This window comes from Flagellimonas sp. 2504JD4-2, assembly GCF_053642935.1.
In genome coordinates this window covers 37739-61319 of sequence record NZ_JBSIOV010000003.1, presented here as the reverse complement: position 1 = coordinate 61319, position 23581 = coordinate 37739, and the positions used below count along the sequence as shown (strand labels likewise).

Genomic DNA, 23581 nt, shown 5'->3' with positions numbered 1-23581 from the left:
TTTTAAAATACCATATTCATTTATTTCAATACCCATAAAAAAAGCCTGTATCTTGTTCGATACAGGCTCTTCTCAATCAATAGCAAGTCTGTATCATTCCCTCCAGGGAACAATAATGACCACGTTATTGATTACATTCTTTTGATTCATGCTTCAATAGTACAAAAAATTATTTTAGTGACAAATTGGTTTGGGTATCTTTAAACCTATGGAGAAAAAAGTTACCGAAGCGATACACTATCGACGCTCTGTCCGGATTTTTAAAAATGATGTTGAATTGGATACTGAAAAGGTAAAAAAGTGCATTGAAAATGCAGTTTTGGCTCCTACCAGCAGTAATCTTCAACTTTGGGAATTTTACCATGTTACCCAAAAAGATATTCTAAGCAAACTAACAACCGCTTGCTTGGGTCAAAAGGCAGCGAAAACCGCGCAACAAATTGTTGTTGTTGTAGCTCGAAAAGATTTATGGAGAAACAGGGTAAATGCGAATCTTAAATTTTTAAAATCCTCATTTGGCGATAAGCCGAAGGAAGATTACACCACTCCAGAAAAATTCGCCATCAATTATTATGAAAAAATCATGCCTACGGTTTATTTTGATTTTTTGGGTTTGGTGGGAATATTAAAATATGTAATGTTCCAAGTAATGGGCCTGTTTAAACCCACCTATAGGCAGGTAAGACAATCGGACATGCGCATAGTTGCCCATAAGAGCGCCGGACTTGCCGCTCAAAATTTTATGGTAAGTATGGCCGCTATTGGATATGACACATGTCCCATGGAGGGTCATGATTCCCTACGTGTTAAGAAAGCGTTGGGTCTGCCATCCAGTTCAGAGATAAATATGGTCATAGGTTGCGGTGTAAGGGAAGAACATGGAGTGTATGGTCCCCGTTTTCGCGTTCCATTCAACGAAGTCTATAAAAGGTTATAGTAATTTGAAATTCAAGGAGTCCCCAAATTTTTTCTGGGCCAACACACAAATGGCTTCATCAGAGAGTTGTAAAATCCGTGGGTATCCCCCAGTAGTCTGACCATCTTTCATTAAAATAATCAACCTGCCCGCGGGAGTAAACTGCACTGTTCCCGGAAGCGTTCCAGAAGTCAACATGGAAGTATCATGGCCATCAATAAGTTCTGAAAGTTGATAGGCCATTCGGTTATTGGCCTTTGATACTGTAAATGGTTTTGAAAAAAGCGAAGCCAACTGCCTGTCGGATAGCATATCGTATTCCGGGCCCCTATAAACCTCGAGATAATCTTGGTCGAAATGGCTTTTTATTTTCACCTCGGAAACTGGAGGTTCAAAACTGATGTTCGCATCAAAAGGTATTTCATCACCATCCTTGATGCATTTCTTTTCAGTAACAGGAAAGTATTGTGATCGACTCCCCAACACTTTGGGAGTGGTAAATCCTCCTTTGATCGCTAAATAATTTCGAAAACCATTCTCAAGTCTACCATAGGATAGAATATCTCCCTCTGAAACTTTTATGACCTGATAATTGTCGATGGGCTTGTTGTTCAAGGTAGCGGAAAGTTGAGCTCCCGAAAGACAGATGTGCGTTGCATCTTCAAACTGTAAGGTGGGGCCGGTCATTGTTATTTCCAATACCGCGTCATTAGAGTCATTTCCCAACATTTTATTGGCCATTTTTACCGATATGGAGTCAAGAACACCCGAAATGGGAACACCTAAATGTCTGTTGCTCAACCGACCTAGATCTTGGATGGTAAGAAAAAAACCGGATTTTAAGACCTTAAGCATCCAATGGGATTTTTTCGAGTTTATAAATGCCCACTTCGGTCTCTATTTTATGCAGATCATATTCCGCCCTTGAGATTTGATAAAACTGGATTTTATCGCCCACCTGAACAAAGCAAGGGTTCTCCAACTTGGCATCGAAGACAGGAATCGGGCAACTCCCGATGATATTCCATCCCCCTGGTGAATCTTGCGGATAAATTCCTGTTTGCTTTCCTGCCAATCCCACAGAACCTTTGTCCACCGACAATCGAGGTTCCTTTCGTCTCGGAATCTCCAATGCCTGAGGCAGTCCACCGAGGTACATGAAACCAGGTAAAAAACCAATTCCATATACAGTGAATTGGCTTGCGGTATGGAGGTCAATCAGTTTTTCAGTGGTGGTTTTGAGAAATTTACATACTTCCTCCATATCCAATGCAAACTCATCATCATAGCAAACGGGAATACGCCATAAATAACGCCCGTTTTTCGTTTTCGAAGTCTTTCTTTTGGTATAACAATCTTGAATCAGTGTCTGGGTTTCACCAAAGTCCAATTCTCCATTATGGTTTACCAAGGTGACTGAATTGTATGCCGCCGACATTTCCCAATTTGGAAGGCTCAAACTCTTAAAAGCATTGGAAAAATCAAGGATGTCCTCCAAAATGGATTCATCGACCTGTTTTGGCCATTCAATAAGAACAGCTTGTTTTCCGAAGGGCTTAATGTTAATGGAATAGTTCTTCACTTCAACTGTATCCCACAGTGGGGTAATTCTTCGGAAAGATACATCAATATTTGCAATGCCGAAGGAGTATCTCCATGAATGCACAGGGTATCTGCCTTGATTTTCACACGTTCATTGGAAATTGTTACAACTTCCCCCTTCTTGATTATTGGTATAATATGTTTTAGCACATGTTCAGGTTCCTTGATCAATGCATTGTCCAATTGGCGGGAAACCAGACTTAAATCAATATTATAGTTTCTATCCGCAAATGCTTCATAAATAATATTGAATCCCCTTTCAACAGCCAATTTGGTTATTATAGAACCAAAGGGCACGTATAAAAAAGCGTCTTCCCGATAGGAATCAACGGCATCCAAATATAGCGTTGCCAAGTTTTTATCTTTTGCTGTTTGATTATATAAGGCTCCATGTGCCTTAATATGGTGAAGATTTCCTCCTTCACCTTTAAGCACCTCATCAAATATCTTAAGTTGTTCAACAATACTTTGTCTTAGGTTCTCGTCTGAAATCGACATTACTTGTCTCCCAAAGTTAAGCTTGTCGGGGTATGAAGGATGGGCACCGATCTTTACGTTGTTCTTTTGCGCAAGTCTTACCACCTTCTCCATTGTTTCAACATCGCCAGCATGGCCGCCGCATGCAATATTACAGGAGCTAATCAGTGGTAATAGTTGGGATTCATTGCCAACACCTTCCCCCACATCACAGTTGATATCAATATACCATTCTTCCATCTAAAACAATCCAATAACTTTTAGAATACTTTTCATTCCAAGGAAAATTGAAAAGCCGACAATCAGAAAACCAAAGGTATTTTGGGCAATGGAATTGGTATGTTTCCCCATAACCGTCTTTTTGTTGACCACCCAAAGCAATAAAATAGCCATTATGGGTAAAAGGATGCCGTTTGCGATCTGGGCAAATTGAATAATCTGAATAGGTTTAATATCAAATGATAAAAAGGCCACACCCAATGCCAAGACTATAGCCCATGTCAGTTTAAACTTTTTGTTTTGCATCCCTTTGTCCCATCCGAAACAACTGCTTGCAACGAACGCTGCTGCCAACGGAGCTGTAATTGCAGAAGTGATTCCCGCTGCCAACAAACCTATCCCTAAAAAGTAACGGGCCATTTTTCCGAACAAGGGCTCAAGTCCAATGGCCATGTCCAAAACGTTGTTCACATTAGCAACGGGAGCAGCTGAAGCGGTTATCAATATTGCCATGGACACAAACCCGCCCAACGCAATGGAAACTATGGTATCCCACTTTACATCTTTTAGTTCGGAGGCAGAATTCCATTTTTCCTTTGTCAATGAAGCATGTAGAAACAGATTATAAGGTACAACAGTTGTTCCGACCAAAGCGATTACGGTAAGTAGACCTCCTTCTGGTAAGTTTGGGACAAACATTCCTTTCAATATTCCACCTATCGACGGTTTGGTAATAATGGCACTAAGCACAAAACATACCCCCATTAGGCCAACGAGCCCGACGAAAACTTTTTCCAAGGTTTTGTAGTTACTCAACCATAACAATAGAAAAGCAAAAGCACCAATGATCAAAGGATAAAAGGGTTCAAAGGTTCCTTCTCCAAAAAGTCCCTGTAAGCCCAATGTGGCTCCACCTATATTGCCACCTTCATATGCAGCATTTCCAACTAAGATGGCGGCAAGCACAATGCCCAAAACAATGTTCCTTATCCATGGAGACTTGAGTTCGGTCTTAATGACATCCACTAGTCCAGTCTGTGAAACCACTCCTATTCTCCCAGCCATTTCCTGAAGTACAATTGTTGCCAAAATAGAGAGTAAAACGGCCCAAATAAGTGTGTATCCAAAGTTTACACCCGCTAGGGTACAGATAGTTATTGTTCCCGGTCCCACAAAGGCTGCTGCGACCAATACCCCCGGCCCTATTTTTTTAAACATGCATGTGTGTTTTTCATGGTTGAAATTAAAGTGTTTTGTTAGAAATAGTGCATTTCATCCAAAAAAATGTATTTCGTCTAAAAATAGGGTGTTTTACATCGAACATTTATACGATTACGAAAAAGTGAAAGTTATAATAGTCCCAAATCATATTATTGACCAAAACTTGACCTAATTCTCATGACTTGTAAAGATTGTGAAAAAAGTATCGGGCGTGAGCAATACAACGCATCCATGGACTCTTTGGGCGTTGCACTCTGCGAACGACATACCCGACTTATCAAAAAAATAATCCTAGATAACAATACTCCGCTAGAAGCGATACAGCTCTTCTATGCCCTTAAGGAAGCAGGAGCACACCCTATGCTCGAATGGTGGGATGGAAAAAAATCCGTGGATATAGCCATTTCACGTGTGAAGCTCAATATTGAAATAGACAAGGATTATGACACGATTACACACGAACAGGCCATCAGTGATCTAGAAGAAGCCATGCATTCCTTCAAAAATGGTTTTACCACCATACGCATACCACATTTGGCGGTTAAGTACTACTTGGAGGATACCGTACAAAATATTCTTGGAATCATTGCCGGTTTAAAAGCGAACATCAAGGCAATCTAGTTCGAATACAATAACTGCTCAATGTCAGTTTGCTTGTATTCCAGAATATTTATGGCAATAGTTCTATCACCAATGTTCTCTAGATCATTGGTGTAGTCTTTTCCTTTAAACTCCCAGTATTCGGTATCGCCAGGTTCCAGTTTGATCATGCTGATCTTACCGTTGCCATGACGGGTCAAAGCCAACCCGCCTGTAACGCACACCCAATTGTAATTGGTATTGTGCTTTCTAAAAGGAATACGCTCACCTGGTTCGAGTCGGATATCCCATAATTTAACCGATTCGTTTTCAAAAACTAAACGTTCTCCTAGGGACTCTTTTATTTCTTGATGAAGCAGCTCATCTATCATTTCTTGTTCCCATGGGTCAAAATTACCGGCAGGGTTCAACTCCACACATTGCATAGCTCAATTCTGTAAAAAACGGCCGCAAATGTACAATCAAAGCTATTTTAGAAATGTTTAATTGTAAGATTTAACTTAATTTTTCAAGTATTTTAAGTTTTTGGATGGTTTTTTTAACACATTGATTATTAATCCCTTAAATAAGGTGCTTTAACCTTGTCAATCATTGTTGATATCTCATCGTACGGATTTGATACTATGACGATTAGGTTACTCATCCAATAAATTGTGCGTCTGTCCATTATAATTTTCATCTCTCCCATTGCATTCTACTTTCGCCTTTACCAAACCAAAAAGTTATGTCAGAAAACCTAATTATCAATTTCACACCAACAGGTATGATTCCCACAAAGGAAATGACTCCTCATGTTCCTGTCAGTGTTCCAGAAATTGTGGAAAACGTATTGGAAGTTTCGGAAATAGGTATCACAATGGTCCATTTGCATGCAAGGGATGAAGCTGATGGAACCCCAACCTACAAAAAAGAAATTTACGGTCAGATAATCGAGGGGATACGAAAATATGCCCCAGACCTAGTAATCTGCGTATCGTTGAGCGGGCGGAACTTTTCCAAGCTTGAGCAGCGAGCTGACCCGCTGTTTTTGGAGGATAAGCTAAAGCCAGATATGGGCAGTCTAACCTTAAGTTCACTGAACTTTAACGCGACAGCCAGCACAAATTCCCCTAAAATGATTCAGGATTTGGCAAGTATTATGCTGGAACAAGGAATTGTTCCTGAATTGGAGGTATTTGATATAGGTATGATCAACTACGCAAAGTATTTACATAAAAAAGGATTGCTTAAACCTCCTTTTTATTTCAATTTGCTTTTAGGAAACATAGCTTGTGCGCAGGCGAATCTTCTGAACGCTGGGGTCATGCTGAATGATCTTCCCGAGAATTCCCTGTGGAGTTTGGCCGGTATTGGAAGCGAGCAATTGAAGATGAATTCAATCGCAATCGCGACAGGTGGAGGTGTTCGAGTAGGTGTCGAGGATAATATTTGGTACGATACCAAGAGAACAAAATTGGCTTCCAATCCTGATTTGATCAAAAGAATACATACCATCGCTGCAGCAAACGAACGTGAGGTTATGTCCCCTCATGAATTTAGAGAAAAGATGAACTTACAAAAATGCCTTTCCGAATATGGACGGCCATGTGTTAAAGTATGACGGTCAAGGAAGACACCAAGCTCTATAAGCTAAGGCTGTTATTTGTAAAATTTAAGCACGGGCTGTTTCTGCTCACTTGTAGAAATTTTCTCGCCCGGTTTGGGATAGACCTTGGACCATATTATTGGGTTCAAGAAGGGATAGGTGGTATAGAACCTCCTAAAATAAGAGGAAATGAAAGTGATTTCGAATTCAAAGTACTGTCTGTTGACGATGTAAAAAATCTTAAAAAAACGTCGTTTGTCAATGTAGAAAGCGGAATTAGTAGATTGGGCAATGGCCTAAGGTTCATCGGTGTCAAAAACAATGGCGAAGTAGCGGCATTTATGTGCATAGAGAACAATGACCTAACATTTAGGAAAAGAGTATTCCGCTTGGAAGATGATGAGGCTTATTTGCTAAATATGTATACATATCCCCCTTATAGAGGATTAAATTTAGCTCCTTATTTGAGATACAAAAGTTACGAGCTACTGCATGAAGAGGGAGTCAACAAAATTTACAGTGTTACGGACTATTTCAATAAATCATCCGCGAAATTCAAACGAAAGTTAAATGCCAAACCCCTGACCCTTTACTTTGCAGTGGTTTTGTTCAAGAGGTTCCACAGAACTTTCAAAATCAAGGATTATACCGGTAAGATCTCAACCTAACCAGCCTTCACGGTCCAAACTACGGTACTGTATGGCTTCCGATATATGGTTTTTGGTAATGTCATCACTGTTTTCCAAATCGGCAATTGTACGAGCCAATTTTAATATGCGGTCATAGGCTCTTGCAGAAAGGTTCAGTCGCACCATGGCTTTTTCGAGTAGATCCATGGATTCGTTGTTCAAAGCACAAAATTTTCTTATTTGCTTAGTATTCATTTGAGCGTTGTAATACACATTTTCAAGAGCTGAAAATCTCTTGGTTTGGATATTTCTAGCTGCCACCACTCTCCTTCTGATCATATTACTTGATTCTGCTCTCGTGGCATCAGTCAATTTCTCAAAAGGAACTGGGGCAACCTCTATGTGGATATCAATCCTGTCCAATAGAGGTCCTGAAATTTTGTCCATATACCGTTTCATGTCCGCTGGTGATGATGTCATTGGTGCGTCCGGGTCATTAAAATAGCCGGAAGGACTTGGATTCATGCTGGCAACCAGCATAAAACTGCTAGGGTATGTTACCGAAAATCTCGCTCTGGATATTGTTACCTCTCTATCTTCCATGGGTTGTCTCATAACCTCGAGAACCCTGCGTTCGAATTCGGGCAATTCATCCAAAAAAAGAACACCGTTGTGACACAATGAGATCTCCCCAGGTTGCGGATAGCTTCCACCACCTACCAAGGCAGCACTACTTATGGTATGATGAGGGCTTCGAAAAGGTCTTTGGGTCATTAACCCCGTATTCTTCAGTTTTCCAACAACACTATGGATTTTTGTCGTCTCCAAAGCTTCATCCAAAGTCATGGATGGTAAAATGGAAGGTAACCTTTTGGCAAGCATAGTCTTTCCTGCACCAGGTGGGCCAATCAGGATAATATTGTGACCACCGGCCGCGGCAATCTCCATACCCCGTTTTATACTTTCCTGACCCTTTACGTCGGCGAAGTCCAAATCAGGGAAGTCAAGTCGTTTATCAAATTGGGTTTTTGTGTCAATCTTTGTTTGAGGTAGTTCTTTTCCACGGTCAAAATAGCCTATCACCTCACTTATATTCTCGACGCCGTACACTTCAAGTTTATCCACAATAGCAGCTTCCTCCGCATTTTCTTTTGGAAGGATAAATCCTTTAAATCCCTCTTCCCTTGCTTTTATCGCTATGGGCAACGCTCCTTTTATCGGCTGCAGTCCTCCATCCAAGGAAAGCTCACCCATAATAATATACCTTTCAATATCTTCCGATTTGATTTGATCCGATGCTGCCAGTATTCCCAATGCCAATGTAAGATCATAGGCAGAACCCTCTTTTCGCAGGTCGGCCGGGGCCATGTTGATAGTTATTTTTCTTCCCGGGATTTTAAAACCGTTGTTTTGAAGGGCAGCAGCAATTCGGTAGTTGCTTTCCTTGACAGCATTATCAGGAAGGCCCACAAGATGGTAGCCAATTCCTTTGTCAACATTTACTTCGACAACAATGGTCTGGGCCTCAACACCAAATACGGAGCTCCCATACACTTTTGTAAGCATAGAAAAGTAGTTTACTATGCCTAAAAAGTATGATAGACTTATTTAACCATAAACCGCCGTTTGACGGATACTGGGTTTCCATTTGATGTAAACCCCTCCAGCACCAATTCGTACTCGCCCGCCACATCGGAGGTGTAAAAAACAACTTCCTCTTTTAAATTGGAAAGATGGAGATTAGGGTTCCAAAGCAACTGATTTCTAAAGTCTGGGGTTCGGTCTTGTTTATTACTTTCAGTGTAGCGCTGATTAAAGTAATTTTTTTGAGGTTGAGGTTTAAAAAGTTCCACATTTTTAATGTGCGGTGCATAGAATTCATTATAGAAACCGCCATCAATCGTTTTAAAAAACAACACTCCTTGAAAAACCTGGGAGCCAAGCATTACTTTATCCCTAGAAAAACTGATGCTCTCTATTTTTTTTGCACTGTAATCCATGAAATCTTCATGACGCTTTAGAAAAAGCCCATCGACAAAAACCATAGGTAACAGACTAAGATTGGTATAGCCCTCATCCGGTCTAATTTCAAAAACACGCTCGTCATTGTTCGACCTTCTAATGGAAACTTGATCAACAACCTCTACTATTGTTTCCTGGATGCTATTGAACCTGGTGTAATCGTCCAAATGATAGTTAGCAGAAAACTCCCTATAATATGGTGCCAAGTGTTGGGCGGGTAGAATGGAATCTGATCGCATTTCCCTATAGGCATTCTCAATTTGGTTTTGAATACTTTTTTGCAGGATATAGTCCCTCATTTTTTTGGAAAGTTTGAACTCTGTATAATCCATCTCAATAGATGCAAGTTGATGGGTGTCCAGGCTTATTTCATACTTGTCCCACTCATCCGAAAGTATCTGTATCGCTGCATTGGCATTATCGTACTCCCGTTCTGTTATAAACTTAAAACGTCCATTCGCATCCGAAGTGGCCACTTTCAACAAAAAACTATCCCCTGGTAAAGAAAGTGAAACCCGCTGTCCGGCAACCGGTTGCTTACTATCTTTATCAATTAGAGTTCCTGATATTACCTCTCCCCTTAACTCCGGCAAATGTGCAATTTTGGACCCTGACCCTGCACTATTGGTCCCTTTGACCACATAGTTGTTAAAAAACGAAAGGGAAGAAATCTTCTCTGGTGAAGGGAATGAGTCTACCTTTCTCACTGAAATGGCATAATCTCCCTGCTGCGCAACCAAGTTGGCCGAAGAAACGCTAACAACCACTTTTTCCCTAGTTCCAACCTCAGCGTTGTTCAATTTTACATCCAAAAATGGACTTTCAACCACATCATTATTGATAGTTTTTACACCCTGAACTAATGCTTGGGCTACCTGAGCTTCTTGCAAAGAATCTCTTTTTGGTTCCAAATAGGATTCCGAAGTACCTTGGTACGGGTTGATGACATGCACATTTGTTTGAAAAAAACCGGATGCTTCAAAATTTTTCATCCATTCTGAATATCCCAATAACTTGTAACTTCCTGTTGGCACCGAAGTTGGAATAAAGAAGTCGCCATATCCAGACCCATCATTTAACCTGACCTTATGGGTGAAAACGGATTTCCCATCTTTATCAATGAGGGCCACGTAACCAATTTTACTTATATCACTTGCTGCTTTTGTGCTTTTATTGATGCAATAGAGCTTATACCTAAGATATTCCCCGGAGAAAAGCAAAGATTCGTTATGGTGAACGTATACGCGCTCTTTAGGCATATTGGCAAAAGAACTTGCGCTTTCCAAATTGGAAAACTGGCCAAAACCGGCCAATGCACTTAACAACAGTATGGTTAATACAATTCTAGTTTTTTTCATAATTCATATTTATTCTGTCCAAAACTCAGGAATTTCGGAAGGGCCCAAAATTGTGCAGTCCCCGCAGACCTGCGGCACTGTAATATATGGTCCCCCCGGCTGAATTTCACCATTATTATCTTCGATATATTTTATTAAATCCCATCGGATAAGATCCAGTAAGCCAATAATTGGTGCATTTTCACGGCATGGATTTACATATGGGGGTAACGCCTCCCCTGGGTAAAAATCTTCATAGTTGAAAAAGATGCGTCTTTCATCCACAGCAGATACATTAAAGTAGCCCAACACTTTTTCGTCAGGATTGTCTACTGATGCGATATTGCCCTCCAAAAACCCTGGTTGCGTTTCCGAAAAGAGACTTTCATTGGATGAAAACTCGTTCAACGTCTCCAAGAAATTAAAAGCTTCGGGACTATGCGCAAATTGTCTCACCAAAATGGTATATCTATAAGAAAGGATAAAGTCATTACTTGCTATAAATCTTATCATGAAATTGGAAATCCTGCCCATTTCCAGATCTTCTGTGTCCGTAAGGATAAAATTATTTGAAATATTCGTGGGGTAACAAACACGCTCATCCAAAGAACGAGGAACAATTATTACACTTGGAGGCTCAGTAGTTTCCACTACTTCAAGTTCTTCTGGAATCCATCTAGGAGCAATTACCTTATAGGTTTCCTCATATTCATAACTGTAAAAATTATTTGTTTCCGAAGGATTTGAGGTATTTACGAATATTCCCATTCCATCTTCACCCAAGTCATTTGTGATGCGTTGGGCATAAAGACTATCGATGTCGTTGGCTGAAGGTAGCCTCATCAAAGATGAGCTATATCTTCTTCCCGTAGCGGACGTTATCAATAATTGGTAGTCGGTATCCGGAACAGTGGCAAAAGCAACGTTGGAGCGATAATTTCCTGAACCGGTCTCCACAAAAGCATACGTATTGCCGTTGCTATCCGAAACCGAAATTGATGCCCCGGACTCTCCAGATGGTCCATCATCCTGGAATCTGAAAGTTCTTGTCAATTTAATCTCCTGTTGCTTCATTTCATCTGTTATTGTGGCATTGACCACAAATGCATCTTCAAAATCAATAAACTCCGTATCAAAAGGTTCTATGCAACTGGTCAATGGCCAAGCTGCAAAAAGAATCAGTAATTTTCCATATTTCTCAAATCCATTCCTCATTCAATCCAAAAATCCGGGACCTCACTGGTCCCAAGAACACTGCAATCTCCACAAACCCTGGAGACAATAAGATAAGGTCCCTCGTTAGGGTCCTCCGAATCATTATCTCCTGCGTACACCCCTGCTCCGATTTCCAAAATTGGACGCAAAACACAGCCTCCCATGTTGGCTATAACAGGAGCACTCGGATCGCAAGGTTCAATGTAGGGTGGCAATGGTTCCCCTGGGTAAAAATCATTATAATTGAAAAAAATGCGTTCCTCCGAAACACTGCTTACGTCAAAAAAACCAAGCACGCGCTCATCTTCATTATCATTGGAAAACACATTACCCTGTAAAAATCCAGGTTGGATTTGTGAAAAAAGACTCTCGGAACTTGATAACTCATTCAGCCTTTCATAAAAAGTAAATGCCTCATTCGATTGCACATATTGTCTGACCAAAATACTATAGCGATGAGAGAGAATATAATTATCCCTTGGAATAAATCGAACCAGAAAATCACTTACCCTATCCTCTTCCAGATCATCAGTTGAAGTTAGAATTATGGTATTCGAAATGTCTGTTGGATAGCATATTTGTTCGTTAGTTTCATTTGGGATCTTAACCACATTACATCCACTATCTGGTTCAGGATCTCCAATTAATGCAATCAGATTCCACTCTGGTGCAATAACCCTATATGTTTCCTCATATTCGTAACGATAGTTTTGGGAATTGCCTGTAGGGTCGAAACTATTCACCAAGATTGCCATTCCATCTTCCCCATCGTCATTGGTTGTTCGTTCCGCCGACACTTGGTCGATTCCAGTTCCATGGGAAAACTCAACGGCATCGGATCTATAATTTCTTCCTCCCTGGGTGGTTATAGAGAGTTCGTAAGATACCCCTGATTCAGCTGCGAAAGCCTGGTTGGATAGGTAGATTCCGTTTCCCGTGTCTTGAAAAGTATAGGTGTTCCCACTATTATCCAGCACGCTAACATTTGCATTTGATTCAGGAGTAGGACCATCTACTTCGAATTCATAAGTCCGGGAAAGTTCAATTTTTTGCTGTTTGAGCTCATTGGTAATAGTCGCTTCAATTACCAAGGCATTTTCAAAATCAATAAAAGTTGTTTCAAAAGGTTCTATACAGCCATACAGTAAAACACCTATTATGATAAAAAATCCCTTTTTCAATTTGATCTCAAAATTTATCATTATTTCTATAATTCATTTAATCTTCCATCCAAAATTCCGGAGGTACAGGACTTCCTATTTCTGAACAGTCCCCACAAACATTGGACACCACCAAAAAGGGCCCTTCGCCCTGCCCAGGATTTGCATTGGTATCTACATATCCCACTAGACCAAGTTCCACCTGAGTACTTAAAACACATCTTGGAGGTACCGAACCAGAAACCAATGGTGGTGCATTTATGGTGCAGGGATCAACATAAGGTGGTAAATCCTCGCCTGGAAACAGGTCATCATAGTTAAAAAATATCCGCTGCTCACTTACCGAAACCACTTCAAAATAGCCTAGTACTTTTTCATTTCTGTCCAAATCCGAAACAACATTACCTTCTAAAAAACCGGGTTGGGTTTCTGAAAATAGGCTTTCATTGCCAGAAAACTCATTCAGAGTTTCATAAAAGGTAAATGCTTCATTGGACTGGACCAATTGACGAACCAAAATACTATATCGATGAGAGAGAATGTAATTGTCACTCGGAACAAACCTCACCATAAAATCATCTACCCTATCTTCAGCCAAATCTGCGGTGCTTGTTTGGATGATGTTATTTGAGATATTGGTTGCAAAACATATCTGTTCTGATCTTTCATCGGGTATCGTTCGAACCTCACAAAGTTGTGTCTGTTCTTCAGGCGGTACTTTTTCAAGATCGGTAAGTGTCCAAAAGGGAGCAATTATTTTGAAGGTTTCTTCGAACTCATATCTGTAATTTACCGAGCTTGCAGAGGGGTCAAAGCTATCTACAAAAATTGCGACGCCGTTAATACCTTCATCGTTGGTAATGCGTTCTGCGCTCAAATTATCTATTTGGGTAGTTGGTGGTAAAGTTGTCTCAGAAGAACTATAAGTACGACCGTCAGATGTTTCAATACGTAATTGATATGTCGTGTTTGGTTGAGCAGCAAAAACCTGGTTTGATGCATAAACTCCTGGTGTGTCCTCGGCAAAAATGTAGGTGTTACTTCCTGCTACTACCCGGACATTGGCATTTGTTTCAGGTAAAGGACCATCATCTTCAAACTCAAAAGTCCGTGTTATAAATATTTGTTGTCGCTGCATCTGGTTCGTAATTGTACCTTCCACAACTATAGCACTTTCAAAATCGGTAAACGTAGCCTCAAATGGTTCTATGCAACCATTGACGAAAAGCGCAAGCACTGCCAAAAACAAGGTATGTTTAATTCCCTTTTTCATTTTCTTGGCCTATTAAAACCTAAAGTTATACGTTATCGTAGGCACCGGAATTGCAAATATTGAGCTTTGATATGCCTTGATATCTCCTTCCTCGGTTACAAAAAACACAGAATAGGGATTATTTCTCCCCAACACATTATAGATTGAAAAACTCCAAAAGCTATGAGCAAACTTCTTTATCTTGTGGTTGCCTTCCATATTAAAACTTAGGTCCAGTCTATAGTAATCTGGAATACGGAACTTATTGCGGTCGCTGTAGAACACAAATTCTGAGTTGTTAAAGGCAAAACTTCCGATTGGAAAGGTCACTGGTCTTCCTGTTTGATAAACAAAGTTGGCAGAAGCACTGAACCTGCGGGTAAACTTGTAATTCGCCACCAAGCTAATATCATGTGGCTTGTCAAAATTTGATGGGAAGAATTCACCATTATTAACACGTTCTTCGTTGAATTCGCTATCCAACTTTACAAATGATCTTGAGTAGGTGTATCCCAACCATCCATTTAATTTCCCTTCATTTTTCTTGATCAAGAACTCCACACCATACGCTTTTCCATCTCCTTGTAAAACCTCAGTCTCAATGGCCTCATTCAACAACAATTGTGCGCCTACTTTATAATCCAATAAGTTCTTCTGTTGTTTGTAATATCCTTCGAGGCTCAACTCAAACTTATTGCCCTCAAAATTTTTGTAGAGTCCCACTGAAGCTTGATACGCTTCTTGAGGTTCAATATTTAGGTCCGACAGTTTCCACGTGTCTGTTGGTGAAACCGTGGTGTTGTTGGACAATGTGTGAATATATTGATAGGCATTGTTCAAACTTGCCTTGACCGAGAAATCAGGAGCCAAGAAATAGCGAGCAGACAGCCTTAATTCTGGTCCACCATAGGTTTCAATTACCTCATTTTTATCAAAATCCTGTGTTTCCACCAAAGTTCCATTGTTTCTGGGCGCATTGTCCTGATAAATACGTTGCTGTGAGGCACCAAGCGCGGCAAAGAAGGAATATCGTAGCCCAAGATCAATCAGCAATTTGTCGTTGACCTCGTAACTATCCGATAGAAATACGGCAGATTCCAGCCCGCGTTCCTCGGGAATAGTGAGTGACGAGACATCTGAACCAGCGCCCAAGGGAACAATATCCCCCGGGTTTACTACATATAGTTTGCTGGATATACCGTAATCAAACTTATGTTTGTCGCTATGCAGATATTTCATCTTGATTTTGAATTCGGTCTCGTTGTTTTTGTAACTCAAGTCAAAATCATCATTGGATTCCCCATCGAATTCAATACCAAATTTGTATTCACTGTTGGAAAGGATAAGACTACCCGTAGTTTTTTCACTGAACTTATGGTCCCATTTTAAAGAAACCAATCTGTTGCTATAGTCGAAGATTGAATCTGACGTGATACTAAACTCGTCACGGCTAAAGTATCCTGTAGCTTTGATCTCATTTTTGTCATTAATGGTGTGGTTGTATTTAGCCACCACATCAAAAAATGAAGCGGTGCTATTGCTCAATTGTTCATCATCCAAAGCCCTTAGGATCCAATCTGAATAAGTGGCTCTTCCTCCTACCAGTAATGCTGATTTGTCTTTGACGATGGGTGTTTCCAACACCACATTACTTGTAACAGGTCCTATTGAGGCCTCTCCAGAAAATTTTTCCGTGTTACCATCTTTGGTAGTGATATCAAATACCGAGGAAAGTCTTCCTCCAAACTCCGCTGGAATATTCCCTTTGTAGATTTCGGCAGAACCGGTACTAAAAGGGTTGATCGCAGAGAATATCCCAAAGAAGTGGGAAGGATTATAGATTACACCATTATCCAATAAAATCAGGTTTTGATCCGTTCTACCTCCACGCACATTATAGCCAGCAGCACCTTCTCCGGCTGTGGTAATACCTGGCAGCGTTATTGCCGCTTTCAAAATATCCCTTTCTCCAAGAACCAATGGAATATTTTTAATTTTTTCGACTTCGATCAGCGTAACCCCCGTGAGTGCAGTCTCCACGTTACGATCTATATTACCTTGAACGACAACCTCATCCAAAGCCTCCACACTTTCGTTAAGTTGAAAATTGTAAGTACCGTCATTGTACAAAATTACCTTGGTTCGTGAATCTTGAATACCGAGCCCCCTTGTTTGGATAATATTCTCACCTATCGGTAACTCCAAACTATAGTTTCCGTTGGCATTGGTCGAAGTCCCAATATCCTTGCCTTGAACTAATATGGCCAAATCGGGAATGGGCTGTCCATTTCTAGTATTGACCACTTTTCCGCGAAGCGTAAAGGTTCTTCTCCGATTATTTCGGTTTTCTTTCCCAATCTTCACAACCTGAAGCCCTCTATTTACTCCATCTTCCTCAGAGTTAACAAAAAGTGGTCCGTAATCTTGAAGGTCATCGTAGCTGGGTTCATCTTCCGCAATCTGCTCTTCTTTGCCAAAAAAGTCATCCGGTAGGCTGTCATAGATTTGGTTGTTCTGTAAAAGAAAAATCTTGTTGTCATTAGAGATATAGAAGTTGAGGATAGTGTCTTTGAACAAATCATCCAGAATAAGGCTTACCTGCTCGTTCTGATAACTTCCTGTAACTCTAATTCCTTCCACCCAAGATTCCAAATAATAAAATTTGTAGTTGGTCCTGCGCTCAATTTCATCTAGTGCTTGGGACACTTCGACATTGGCAAATGAAACAGAGATTTTGGGGATTTCTTGGGCCACGACAAATTGCATACTTGCAAGAAGTATGGCTGCTGCGAAAACTTTTTTCATTTTTCTGATTGGTTTGCTTTTTGGGATAGAAGTATTTCGATACGTTTCATTAGGCTGATTCGGAAACCATCAGGGTCTGATTTACGAAGCCCTCTTGCCACATTGTAAAACTTGTCTATTTCTCTCTTGAGGTCAGGAAATAAGGTGATTATGTCCTTTTTGGAATTGATAACGGAGTACGCGTTTTCATAGAGCAAAACATTTTCACTAGGGCCATCTAAAAATTCATAATAAACCGACCTTCGATCCTTTCTATCAAAATTCCTTTTCGTATACTTCGTAAACAGCGTAAAGCTCGTACTTTCCAAAGCAACTTCGTAAAACCCATATGCATTGAGCGTGGACGTATCTTCGGGAAGGATTTTTGTAAAACTATGTCCCTCAATCTCAAAACTTTCAATGTAGTTCTTGAACAATTTGAGAGTCCCTCCACCTACCCTGGTAACCAATCGTACCAAAACCTCATCCTCATAAACATCATATTTCAGATCCAGGTCATAATAGCATTGCCCATCATAGCAAACGCTTCCCGATTGAAACTCTCTTGTCTGGAAGAATTGGGTGTTCTCGTTTATGGTCCGGTACTTGTCCGTGTAAACGACTCCCTGGTATAGACCAGTATTTTCTATACCAATATTGCTGTCAAAGGAATTGTAGTAATCGATTTGAGCCTCATCCTGCCCATAGGACAGCAAAATTCCACTCAATACCAAAATCGGCATTAAAGCAGCCCTAAAATAATGTAACATAATATTAAACGGTCGTATTAAGGGTGTTTATTGATTAAATGAATTAGCTGAATCTAAAATACTATTAATAATCACGAATCCTAAAAAATTATCAGAAAATGATCAAAATATTAACGATATCGTTAGCTAACAGCGCATTAAAGCCCTTATTACAAGAAAAAATGCAAACCTTACCTAGGTCAAGGCGTTATGTTTCCGCCTCAATTTGGAAGAATTAAAGATTTAAATGGTGAGGATATGGTAGTTTGAATTATCTATTCGGTGTAAAAATCAATGTTGATTCGGCAGTCTCCTGAATTTCTTGTTTGTTCATCATCATTTTTCTGAACTCTCCGTTGATATAAAGCTCTGCCTGGTCTTCATAATGTTTGCTGAACGGGTTTCCAGACTGTCCGGTTGGAAGAATACTGATACTGTTCTCAATATCAGAGAAATCAATAACCCTTCTGGTGGATGGGCCAGAATTCACCTTGTAGTAACCTGTGCTATCATACGGAAAAGCCATATTATTGATAACCTCCCGAGTACCATTTACAGGAAACGGCCCCACATTAAAGAATTCCCTTAAACTTTCAACTTGACCAATGGGGTGTTGATGTTCCAAAGTATGGACCTTATCCCAGGTCCATTGTGTTGGGTCTTCGCCAAAATCGCTGACCAAGGATATCCAAGCATCCGCAAATGACTTTAGAACGATTTGGTCTCTTGTTTCCACAACATCAGGAGTGAGCACATTGTCCCACCATTTCCCCTCTTTCATTTTAGCGCCCCATGCTATTTGACGCTTTAGCATATGGGTGCCCAACAACTGATCGAACTGTTCTGGTCCGAGTTCATCTCCCATTGTGTTCTTAAGCATAAAATATTCACATCGATGAAAAAGCGTCGGGTTTGAACTGTCCAGTGAATAATTTCCATCCCAATTTTTAAGGGCATCGACCTGTACAAGTTGTTCGTCACTTAAGCTAGAGACATCCAAAAGTTTGATGAGTTCCGTAATCAGATCTGGGTTTACCGAAGAGGTCACATCCAATATCATTTGAGAAGTGGATTCCTGGTCCCAATCGTTTTTATTGTCAAGTAACTCCACAATTCTCTTTGCCCTGTTTTCTGGTAGATAATAACCTGGGTATACCATACCGGCTATCGAATCAGGCTGGTTGTTGGCAGAATACACATAATGCCATGGGGGGTTGATAGCGCTAGGATTCTCTGAAAAATCGAGAAACCTAACCATCTCATTCTCTCCACTTGCACCATCCATAACAAACTTGGTAGAAAGACTATCGGGCAGTTGGTAGAGCTTGGCGGTTGCCCACCATGCAACATTGCCCTCGGCATCACCATACATCACGTTAAGTCCGGGAGCATGTATTTTGGGTAATGCACTTTTAAAGTCCTCTATGTTAGCTGAATGACTGATGCCATAGAGCGCATCCATGATCTCGTTGTCGAGCTTGGTATATATCCATGACATTGAGATTGGGCGTTCACCAGTAATTTGTTTGGCAATATTATTCAGCACAGGACCATGCCTTGTTTTTTTATAGGAAAAAGAAATGGTTTCCCCATCTTTGACCTTAATCTCTTTGGATATAACCTCGTAGCTCTCCCATCCATTTTCCGTTTTGTACTTAGTGCTATCTAATGGATTGGATTCTTCATAGTAAAAATCAATATCGTCATTCTCGAACATGGTGAGTCCGTAGGCCAAGTTCCTATCATGTCCCAGCAAAGGAAATGGAACTCCCCCCAGATGATATCCATATTTTTCATAATTGGGAGTACTCACATGGGCCTCATACCAAACCGATGGTTGCGCAAAACCTATATGTGGGTCGTTGGCAAGGATTACCTTCCCATTTTTTGTTTTTTCAGGTGCCAAAACCCAGCTGTTACTGCCTTCAAATAGTGGTACAGGTAGATTTTTTAAAGCCTTTTTAAAATTCAGTGCTATAGTGTTGGTCAACGTATCCGTATCAGTGTTTTTGTAATTCTTTATCCATACCGTAGTGGTGTCCGAATCTATGGCAAGGTTGGAGATATATTCTTCTCCCAAGTTATTCTTGATGTTTGTCAACAAAGGGTCCGTCTTGTGGGCCATGGCAAAACTAAATGCCATATAACCCACCACATTATACATATCTTCTATGGAAAAAGGTTCCTTTTCAAGCCCTGTAAGGTAGAATTCCACAGGCGTAGGCCCTTCTTGGATGAATTTATTTATTCCATCCAGATAGGCATTGGATAACACAACCATTTCACTTTTGGAGTCCAGCCCAGCTACCGTTGCCGCCGTATGCTCGTCGATTCCCAAGGAAAGGAAGAACTTATCCGTTTCCACCAAATCTTGACCGAAGACTTCTGAAAGTCGGCCTTTTGCCAACCTTCTCAGCAGTTCCATTTGCCAGAGTCTGTCTTGGGCATGCACATACCCCAATGCTCTCAGGGCATCAGGTTCAGATTGAGCATAGATATGCGGGATGCCATAGGCATCAAAATACACATCTACCTTGTTTTCCAAGCCAGACATTGCTTTTTCTCCACTATAATCCGGTTTAAGGTGTTGAACAAAAAGAGTAAAACCAAGAATTACAAGTATAAGCAGGCCGGCAAGTACAAGAAGTACTTTCTTGAATTTCTTCACTGTGGGGATCTTTGGTTAATTATAAACAGTTAGTCTAAATTAAACTATTTTTCCAAAAAGCATGAAATTCTTCGACCCAAGTACTGCCTTTGATTCATGGAAAGTGAACCAAATAAGACTTAAAACTGCTACTCCACTGCAATGGTTTTTGTAATTGAAATGGGATGTCCGTTCGCGGTAAACCCTTCCAACAAAATCCCATATGTTCCAGAAACATCGCTTGTGTAAAATTCAAGTGTTATTTCTTCATCTGCAAGTGAAATATCAGGTTCCCAGAGCAACTGACTGCGAAAATCAGGGATACGTTCATATTTTGCCCTTAAATCACCTTGGTAACTCTGCTGGTAATATTTTTTTTGAAGCAATGGGCGAAGCAGTTTTTTCCTCACGATATAATCCTCATCGGTAGAAATGTTGAAATCTCCGTTTATGGTTTCAACAAGTATTGCACCTTGAAAGACTTCGGGGCCAATTCTGAATTTATCCCAGTATAATCCTATGCTCTGTATTTTTCTCGCTTCATAATCCACAAGTTGATTATGGTTTTGAACCATAGTTCCATCAACAATAACCAAGGGTAAGGTGACCAAATCCAAATAAGGGCCGAAGTATTTCACTTTAAAAACCGATTCTCCATTCTTGTTTTTCTCAATCCATGCATTATCCACGACTTCCACAATGGTTTCCTTTACCGTTGGGAATCGAGTATAGTCATCCAAATTGTATAACATCGACAGATTGGTATAAAAAGGCGAAGCCTGTTCCCTGAGGATTGTTGAATCGGCCTTCATTGCGGTGTAGGCGTTTTCAAACTGACTATTGATGCTCCTACTAAATATAGCATCCAATGATTCTGATGCGATTTCCACTTTTTCAAAGGAAAGTTTGTCATAATCTACATATTCCTCAGTATCCATTTGAAGAATGCAATTACTCCTACTCTCACCCAAAACTTGGACAATCACCTCATTTTGAGGGTTTTCTTCTTCCAGATTAAAGTAAAAAACTCCATCGTGGTTGGTGTCGGAAACTGAAAGTTGGAAGTTGTCTCCGATGGAAGACAGTGCTACTTGTTTTGATTGTAGGGGAAGTTTACTTTCTTTGTCGAGCACTTTGCCCCTGAAGAGTTCGCCTCGCAATTCAGGTAAAAAAATCGTTTTGTTGTTATTGGGTTCATTACGTTTGAAAGTCTTTGCAAAATTTTCTGCGTGTGCCGCTTTGTAATTTTCGGATACATCCATTTTCCGCACAGAAATTGAAAAATTGGCCAGGTCATTTTCTCCCAAAACACTTTTCAACCCCAACGAAACAGGTTCCCGTTTTCCATAGACTTTTGAATCGGTCTCTAGCGAGATGTATTTGCTCTTTTTGTATTCTGAAAATGCATAGTCCTTTTTACTGGATTGAACACCTACGGAATCTTTTGAAACGATAAGGATGTTATCCTGATTGTTCTGGTAGGGGTTAATTACCGTGATGTTACCTTGAAAGAAGGAATCTTGACCTTTATTGAGCATCCATCGGGTATAACCGATAATTTTATAGTGTCCGGAGGACACTTCGGCAGGAATGAAAAAATCCCCATTTCCAAGCCCGGATTCCAATCGTATTTTATGCTTGAATACGGTTTGATTGTTGACACCGACCAACTCCACATAAGCTGCCTTGCTTAAGTTACTGAATTTGTTTGTTTCCTCTTCCAAGCAATAGACCTTATAGTAGATGCGCTCCCCAACCAGGGCTAAAGAGGTATTATAGTGAATAAAAACTTTTTCTTGGGAAATATCCTTGTAACCTTCTAAAAGGCTATTGTTATTTAGGTACGTTTGTCCATGGGAGCTATGGATAGTCCCAATAAGAAAAATAATAAAGATGGTTCTAATTCTCCACATAGTATAAAAACTTACTCAATCCAAAATTCAGGCAGTTTATTTGTCCCCAAGACGGTACAATCCCCACAAACCCTGGGTACAACTATAAAGGGTCCCCTTGTAAGGGTAAGTTCAGGGTTTTCCTGAAGAAATAAGAGTGTCTCGGCTTCTATTAAAGGCCTTAGCACGCAATCACCCTCCCTGTCCTGCAAAGTAGGAGCAACCCTTGTACATGGGTCAGCGTAAGGCGGAAGTGCCTCTCCCGGAAAAAAATCGTCATAGTTAAAGAATATCCTTCTTTCGCTTACCGATGCAACTTCGAAATAGCCTAGAACTGTTTCGTCAACATCAGCGGTAGAAGCTATATTATTGATTAATTGCCCAGGCTGGGTATCCGAAAAAACACTTTCGTTTTCTGAGAAATCCTGTAAAGCTTCAAAAAAGGCATAGGCCTCGGGAGAAACCACATATTGTCTAACAAGAATAGAGTAACGATGTGAGATGATGTAATTGTCCCTGTTAATAAAACGCACTGGGAATCGCTGCACGCGATCTTCATCAAAATTATTGGTAGTCGTGATAATAACATTATTGGGGAAATCGGTTGGGTAGCAAATCCGCAAATCAGGACTCCTTGGCTCCAAACTGATCCTAACATTGCAATCCGGTTCAATAAGGAAAGGTGGAGCGGGCACTCCTTCCAAATCACCAGATATCCAGTCCGGTGCAATTACCCTATAGGTTTCCTCGTACTCATAACGGTAATACCGCGAATTTCCGGTAGGGTCGAAACTGTCTACAAATATGGCCATTCCGTCGTTGTTGTTCTCGTTGGTAATTCTCTCTGCGTACACATCTTCCATTTCCAAAGCCTCCCCCATTAATGCAGGGCTTGAAACATAGTCCCTGCCGTTACTTGTGGTTATATGAAGTTGATACGTACTTCCTGCAACAGCTTCAAATTCAACATCGGAAACATATTTACCTGCCTCCGTCTCAGTAAAAACAAACTCGTTCTGGGAATCATCGGTTACCCTAACCCTGGCATTTTCCTCTTTATTGGGTAGGTTGTCTTCAAAGGTTCGGGTTCTGCTCAAAAAGATTTCTTGCTGTTTAAGTTCATTGGTCAAAGTTGCCTCAACCACCAAAATCGACTCGAAGTTCTTTGTCTCCGGAGTAAACTCTTCAACACAGCCACTCAATATCAAAAGAAGTACTGGAAACCAGATGGTTTTCTCAATTGGAAATATGAAGCTAATTTTTCGAGTCATTTT

19 protein-coding genes are annotated in these 23581 nt (G+C 40.5%); 4 read left to right on the top strand and 15 right to left on the bottom strand.

The genetic code is table 11. The features are described 5' to 3' along the window. Window positions 1–208 precede the first annotated feature (208 nt). A complete protein-coding gene (locus ACULLH_RS11480) occupies window positions 209–937 on the top strand; it encodes a nitroreductase family protein (protein WP_454088885.1) in 729 nt (242 codons plus the stop codon). On the opposite strand, the gene ACULLH_RS11475 is transcribed toward ACULLH_RS11480, so the two are convergent. From ACULLH_RS11475 to ACULLH_RS11460, 4 genes are read right to left on the bottom strand one after another with little or no spacing between them, the layout of a single operon-like run. Further along, complete coding sequence (locus tag ACULLH_RS11475) at window positions 932–1771, bottom strand: 5-oxoprolinase subunit C family protein (protein WP_454088884.1); 840 nt, start codon at window positions 1769–1771, stop codon at window positions 932–934. The two genes, ACULLH_RS11480 and ACULLH_RS11475, sit on opposite strands and share 6 nt — an antisense overlap. Further along, window positions 1764–2582 (bottom strand): 5-oxoprolinase subunit PxpB, encoded by an 819-nt coding sequence (gene pxpB / locus ACULLH_RS11470; RefSeq protein WP_454088883.1) that lies wholly within the window; start codon window positions 2580–2582, stop codon window positions 1764–1766. The genes ACULLH_RS11475 and pxpB overlap by 8 nt, the downstream gene beginning before the upstream one ends. Beyond that, window positions 2495–3235 carry a 5-oxoprolinase subunit PxpA gene (gene pxpA, locus ACULLH_RS11465; protein WP_454088882.1) on the bottom strand — a complete coding sequence of 247 codons (741 nt, stop codon included), beginning with the start codon at window positions 3233–3235 and terminating at the stop codon, window positions 2495–2497. The genes pxpB and pxpA overlap by 88 nt, the downstream gene beginning before the upstream one ends. Further along, entirely contained in the window at window positions 3236–4432 is a 1197-nt protein-coding gene (locus ACULLH_RS11460) for an Nramp family divalent metal transporter (protein WP_454088881.1), read from the bottom strand. A gap of 180 nt (window positions 4433–4612) precedes the next feature. On the opposite strand from ACULLH_RS11460, the gene ACULLH_RS11455 reads away from it, so the two are divergent. Then, window positions 4613–5056, top strand: coding sequence for a hypothetical protein (locus tag ACULLH_RS11455; RefSeq protein WP_454088880.1), 444 nt, complete (start codon window positions 4613–4615; stop codon window positions 5054–5056). On the opposite strand, the gene ACULLH_RS11450 is transcribed toward ACULLH_RS11455, so the two are convergent. Beyond that, complete coding sequence (locus tag ACULLH_RS11450) at window positions 5053–5460, bottom strand: hypothetical protein (RefSeq protein WP_454088879.1); 408 nt, start codon at window positions 5458–5460, stop codon at window positions 5053–5055. The two genes, ACULLH_RS11455 and ACULLH_RS11450, sit on opposite strands and share 4 nt — an antisense overlap. Before the next feature lie 299 nt (window positions 5461–5759). Between ACULLH_RS11450 and ACULLH_RS11445 the strand changes: the two genes are divergently transcribed. Then, window positions 5760–6635: a 3-keto-5-aminohexanoate cleavage protein gene (locus ACULLH_RS11445; protein ID WP_454088878.1), complete on the top strand. Its 876-nt coding sequence runs from the start codon at window positions 5760–5762 to the stop codon at window positions 6633–6635. After that, window positions 6632–7288 carry a GNAT family N-acetyltransferase gene (locus ACULLH_RS11440; RefSeq protein WP_454088877.1) on the top strand — a complete coding sequence of 219 codons (657 nt, stop codon included), beginning with the start codon at window positions 6632–6634 and terminating at the stop codon, window positions 7286–7288. The genes ACULLH_RS11445 and ACULLH_RS11440 overlap by 4 nt, the downstream gene beginning before the upstream one ends. On the opposite strand, the gene ACULLH_RS11435 is transcribed toward ACULLH_RS11440, so the two are convergent. The 10 genes from ACULLH_RS11435 to ACULLH_RS11390 form a co-directional block, all read right to left on the bottom strand. Next, a complete protein-coding gene (locus tag ACULLH_RS11435) occupies window positions 7280–8815 on the bottom strand; it encodes a YifB family Mg chelatase-like AAA ATPase (RefSeq protein ID WP_454088876.1) in 1536 nt (511 codons plus the stop codon). The two genes, ACULLH_RS11440 and ACULLH_RS11435, sit on opposite strands and share 9 nt — an antisense overlap. Before the next feature lie 38 nt (window positions 8816–8853). After that, entirely contained in the window at window positions 8854–10629 is a 1776-nt protein-coding gene (locus tag ACULLH_RS11430) for a hypothetical protein (RefSeq protein ID WP_454088875.1), read from the bottom strand. Window positions 10630–10638: 9 nt separating this feature from the next. After that, on the bottom strand, window positions 10639–11823 hold the full coding sequence (locus ACULLH_RS11425; protein WP_454088874.1) for a DUF4249 domain-containing protein: 1185 nt from the start codon (window positions 11821–11823) through the stop codon (window positions 10639–10641). Further along, window positions 11820–13025 carry a DUF4249 domain-containing protein gene (locus tag ACULLH_RS11420; protein ID WP_454088873.1) on the bottom strand — a complete coding sequence of 402 codons (1206 nt, stop codon included), beginning with the start codon at window positions 13023–13025 and terminating at the stop codon, window positions 11820–11822. Before ACULLH_RS11420 ends, ACULLH_RS11425 begins: the two co-directional genes overlap by 4 nt. Window positions 13026–13041: 16 nt before the next feature. After that, window positions 13042–14256 (bottom strand): DUF4249 domain-containing protein, encoded by a 1215-nt coding sequence (locus ACULLH_RS11415; protein WP_454088872.1) that lies wholly within the window; start codon window positions 14254–14256, stop codon window positions 13042–13044. Between the two features lie 12 nt (window positions 14257–14268). Beyond that, window positions 14269–17040, bottom strand: a complete 2772-nt coding sequence (locus tag ACULLH_RS11410) for a carboxypeptidase-like regulatory domain-containing protein (RefSeq protein ID WP_454088871.1) — start codon at window positions 17038–17040, stop codon at window positions 14269–14271. Further along, window positions 17037–17789, bottom strand: a complete 753-nt coding sequence (locus ACULLH_RS11405) for a hypothetical protein (RefSeq protein ID WP_454088870.1) — start codon at window positions 17787–17789, stop codon at window positions 17037–17039. Before ACULLH_RS11405 ends, ACULLH_RS11410 begins: the two co-directional genes overlap by 4 nt. Window positions 17790–18039: 250 nt before the next feature. Next, window positions 18040–20436, bottom strand: coding sequence for a penicillin acylase family protein (locus tag ACULLH_RS11400; RefSeq protein WP_454088869.1), 2397 nt, complete (start codon window positions 20434–20436; stop codon window positions 18040–18042). 128 nt (window positions 20437–20564) lie between these two features. Beyond that, on the bottom strand, window positions 20565–22328 hold the full coding sequence (locus ACULLH_RS11395; RefSeq protein ID WP_454088868.1) for a hypothetical protein: 1764 nt from the start codon (window positions 22326–22328) through the stop codon (window positions 20565–20567). An 11-nt stretch (window positions 22329–22339) separates the two neighbouring features. Next, on the bottom strand, window positions 22340–23578 hold the full coding sequence (locus ACULLH_RS11390; protein WP_454088867.1) for a DUF4249 domain-containing protein: 1239 nt from the start codon (window positions 23576–23578) through the stop codon (window positions 22340–22342). Window positions 23579–23581: the final 3 nt, after the last annotated feature.

What these genes read in the sequence shown, in the direction of transcription:
- ACULLH_RS11480 (WP_454088885.1), top strand. Translation starts at nt 209, where the DNA reads ATGGAGAAAAAAGTTACCGAAGCGATACACTATCGACGCTCTGTCCGG.
- ACULLH_RS11475 (WP_454088884.1), bottom strand. Translation starts at nt 1,771, where the DNA reads ATGCTTAAGGTCTTAAAATCCGGTTTTTTTCTTACCATCCAAGATCTA.
- pxpA (WP_454088882.1), bottom strand. Translation starts at nt 3,235, where the DNA reads ATGGAAGAATGGTATATTGATATCAACTGTGATGTGGGGGAAGGTGTT.
- ACULLH_RS11460 (WP_454088881.1), bottom strand. Translation starts at nt 4,432, where the DNA reads ATGTTTAAAAAAATAGGGCCGGGGGTATTGGTCGCAGCAGCCTTTGTG.
- ACULLH_RS11455 (WP_454088880.1), top strand. Translation starts at nt 4,613, where the DNA reads ATGACTTGTAAAGATTGTGAAAAAAGTATCGGGCGTGAGCAATACAAC.
- ACULLH_RS11450 (WP_454088879.1), bottom strand. Translation starts at nt 5,460, where the DNA reads ATGCAATGTGTGGAGTTGAACCCTGCCGGTAATTTTGACCCATGGGAA.
- ACULLH_RS11445 (WP_454088878.1), top strand. Translation starts at nt 5,760, where the DNA reads ATGTCAGAAAACCTAATTATCAATTTCACACCAACAGGTATGATTCCC.
- ACULLH_RS11440 (WP_454088877.1), top strand. Translation starts at nt 6,632, where the DNA reads ATGACGGTCAAGGAAGACACCAAGCTCTATAAGCTAAGGCTGTTATTT.
- ACULLH_RS11435 (WP_454088876.1), bottom strand. Translation starts at nt 8,815, where the DNA reads ATGCTTACAAAAGTGTATGGGAGCTCCGTATTTGGTGTTGAGGCCCAG.
- ACULLH_RS11430 (WP_454088875.1), bottom strand. Translation starts at nt 10,629, where the DNA reads ATGAAAAAAACTAGAATTGTATTAACCATACTGTTGTTAAGTGCATTG.
- ACULLH_RS11425 (WP_454088874.1), bottom strand. Translation starts at nt 11,823, where the DNA reads ATGAGGAATGGATTTGAGAAATATGGAAAATTACTGATTCTTTTTGCA.
- ACULLH_RS11420 (WP_454088873.1), bottom strand. Translation starts at nt 13,025, where the DNA reads ATGATAAATTTTGAGATCAAATTGAAAAAGGGATTTTTTATCATAATA.
- ACULLH_RS11415 (WP_454088872.1), bottom strand. Translation starts at nt 14,256, where the DNA reads ATGAAAAAGGGAATTAAACATACCTTGTTTTTGGCAGTGCTTGCGCTT.
- ACULLH_RS11410 (WP_454088871.1), bottom strand. Translation starts at nt 17,040, where the DNA reads ATGAAAAAAGTTTTCGCAGCAGCCATACTTCTTGCAAGTATGCAATTT.
- ACULLH_RS11405 (WP_454088870.1), bottom strand. Translation starts at nt 17,789, where the DNA reads ATGTTACATTATTTTAGGGCTGCTTTAATGCCGATTTTGGTATTGAGT.
- ACULLH_RS11395 (WP_454088868.1), bottom strand. Translation starts at nt 22,328, where the DNA reads ATGTGGAGAATTAGAACCATCTTTATTATTTTTCTTATTGGGACTATC.
- ACULLH_RS11390 (WP_454088867.1), bottom strand. Translation starts at nt 23,578, where the DNA reads ATGACTCGAAAAATTAGCTTCATATTTCCAATTGAGAAAACCATCTGG.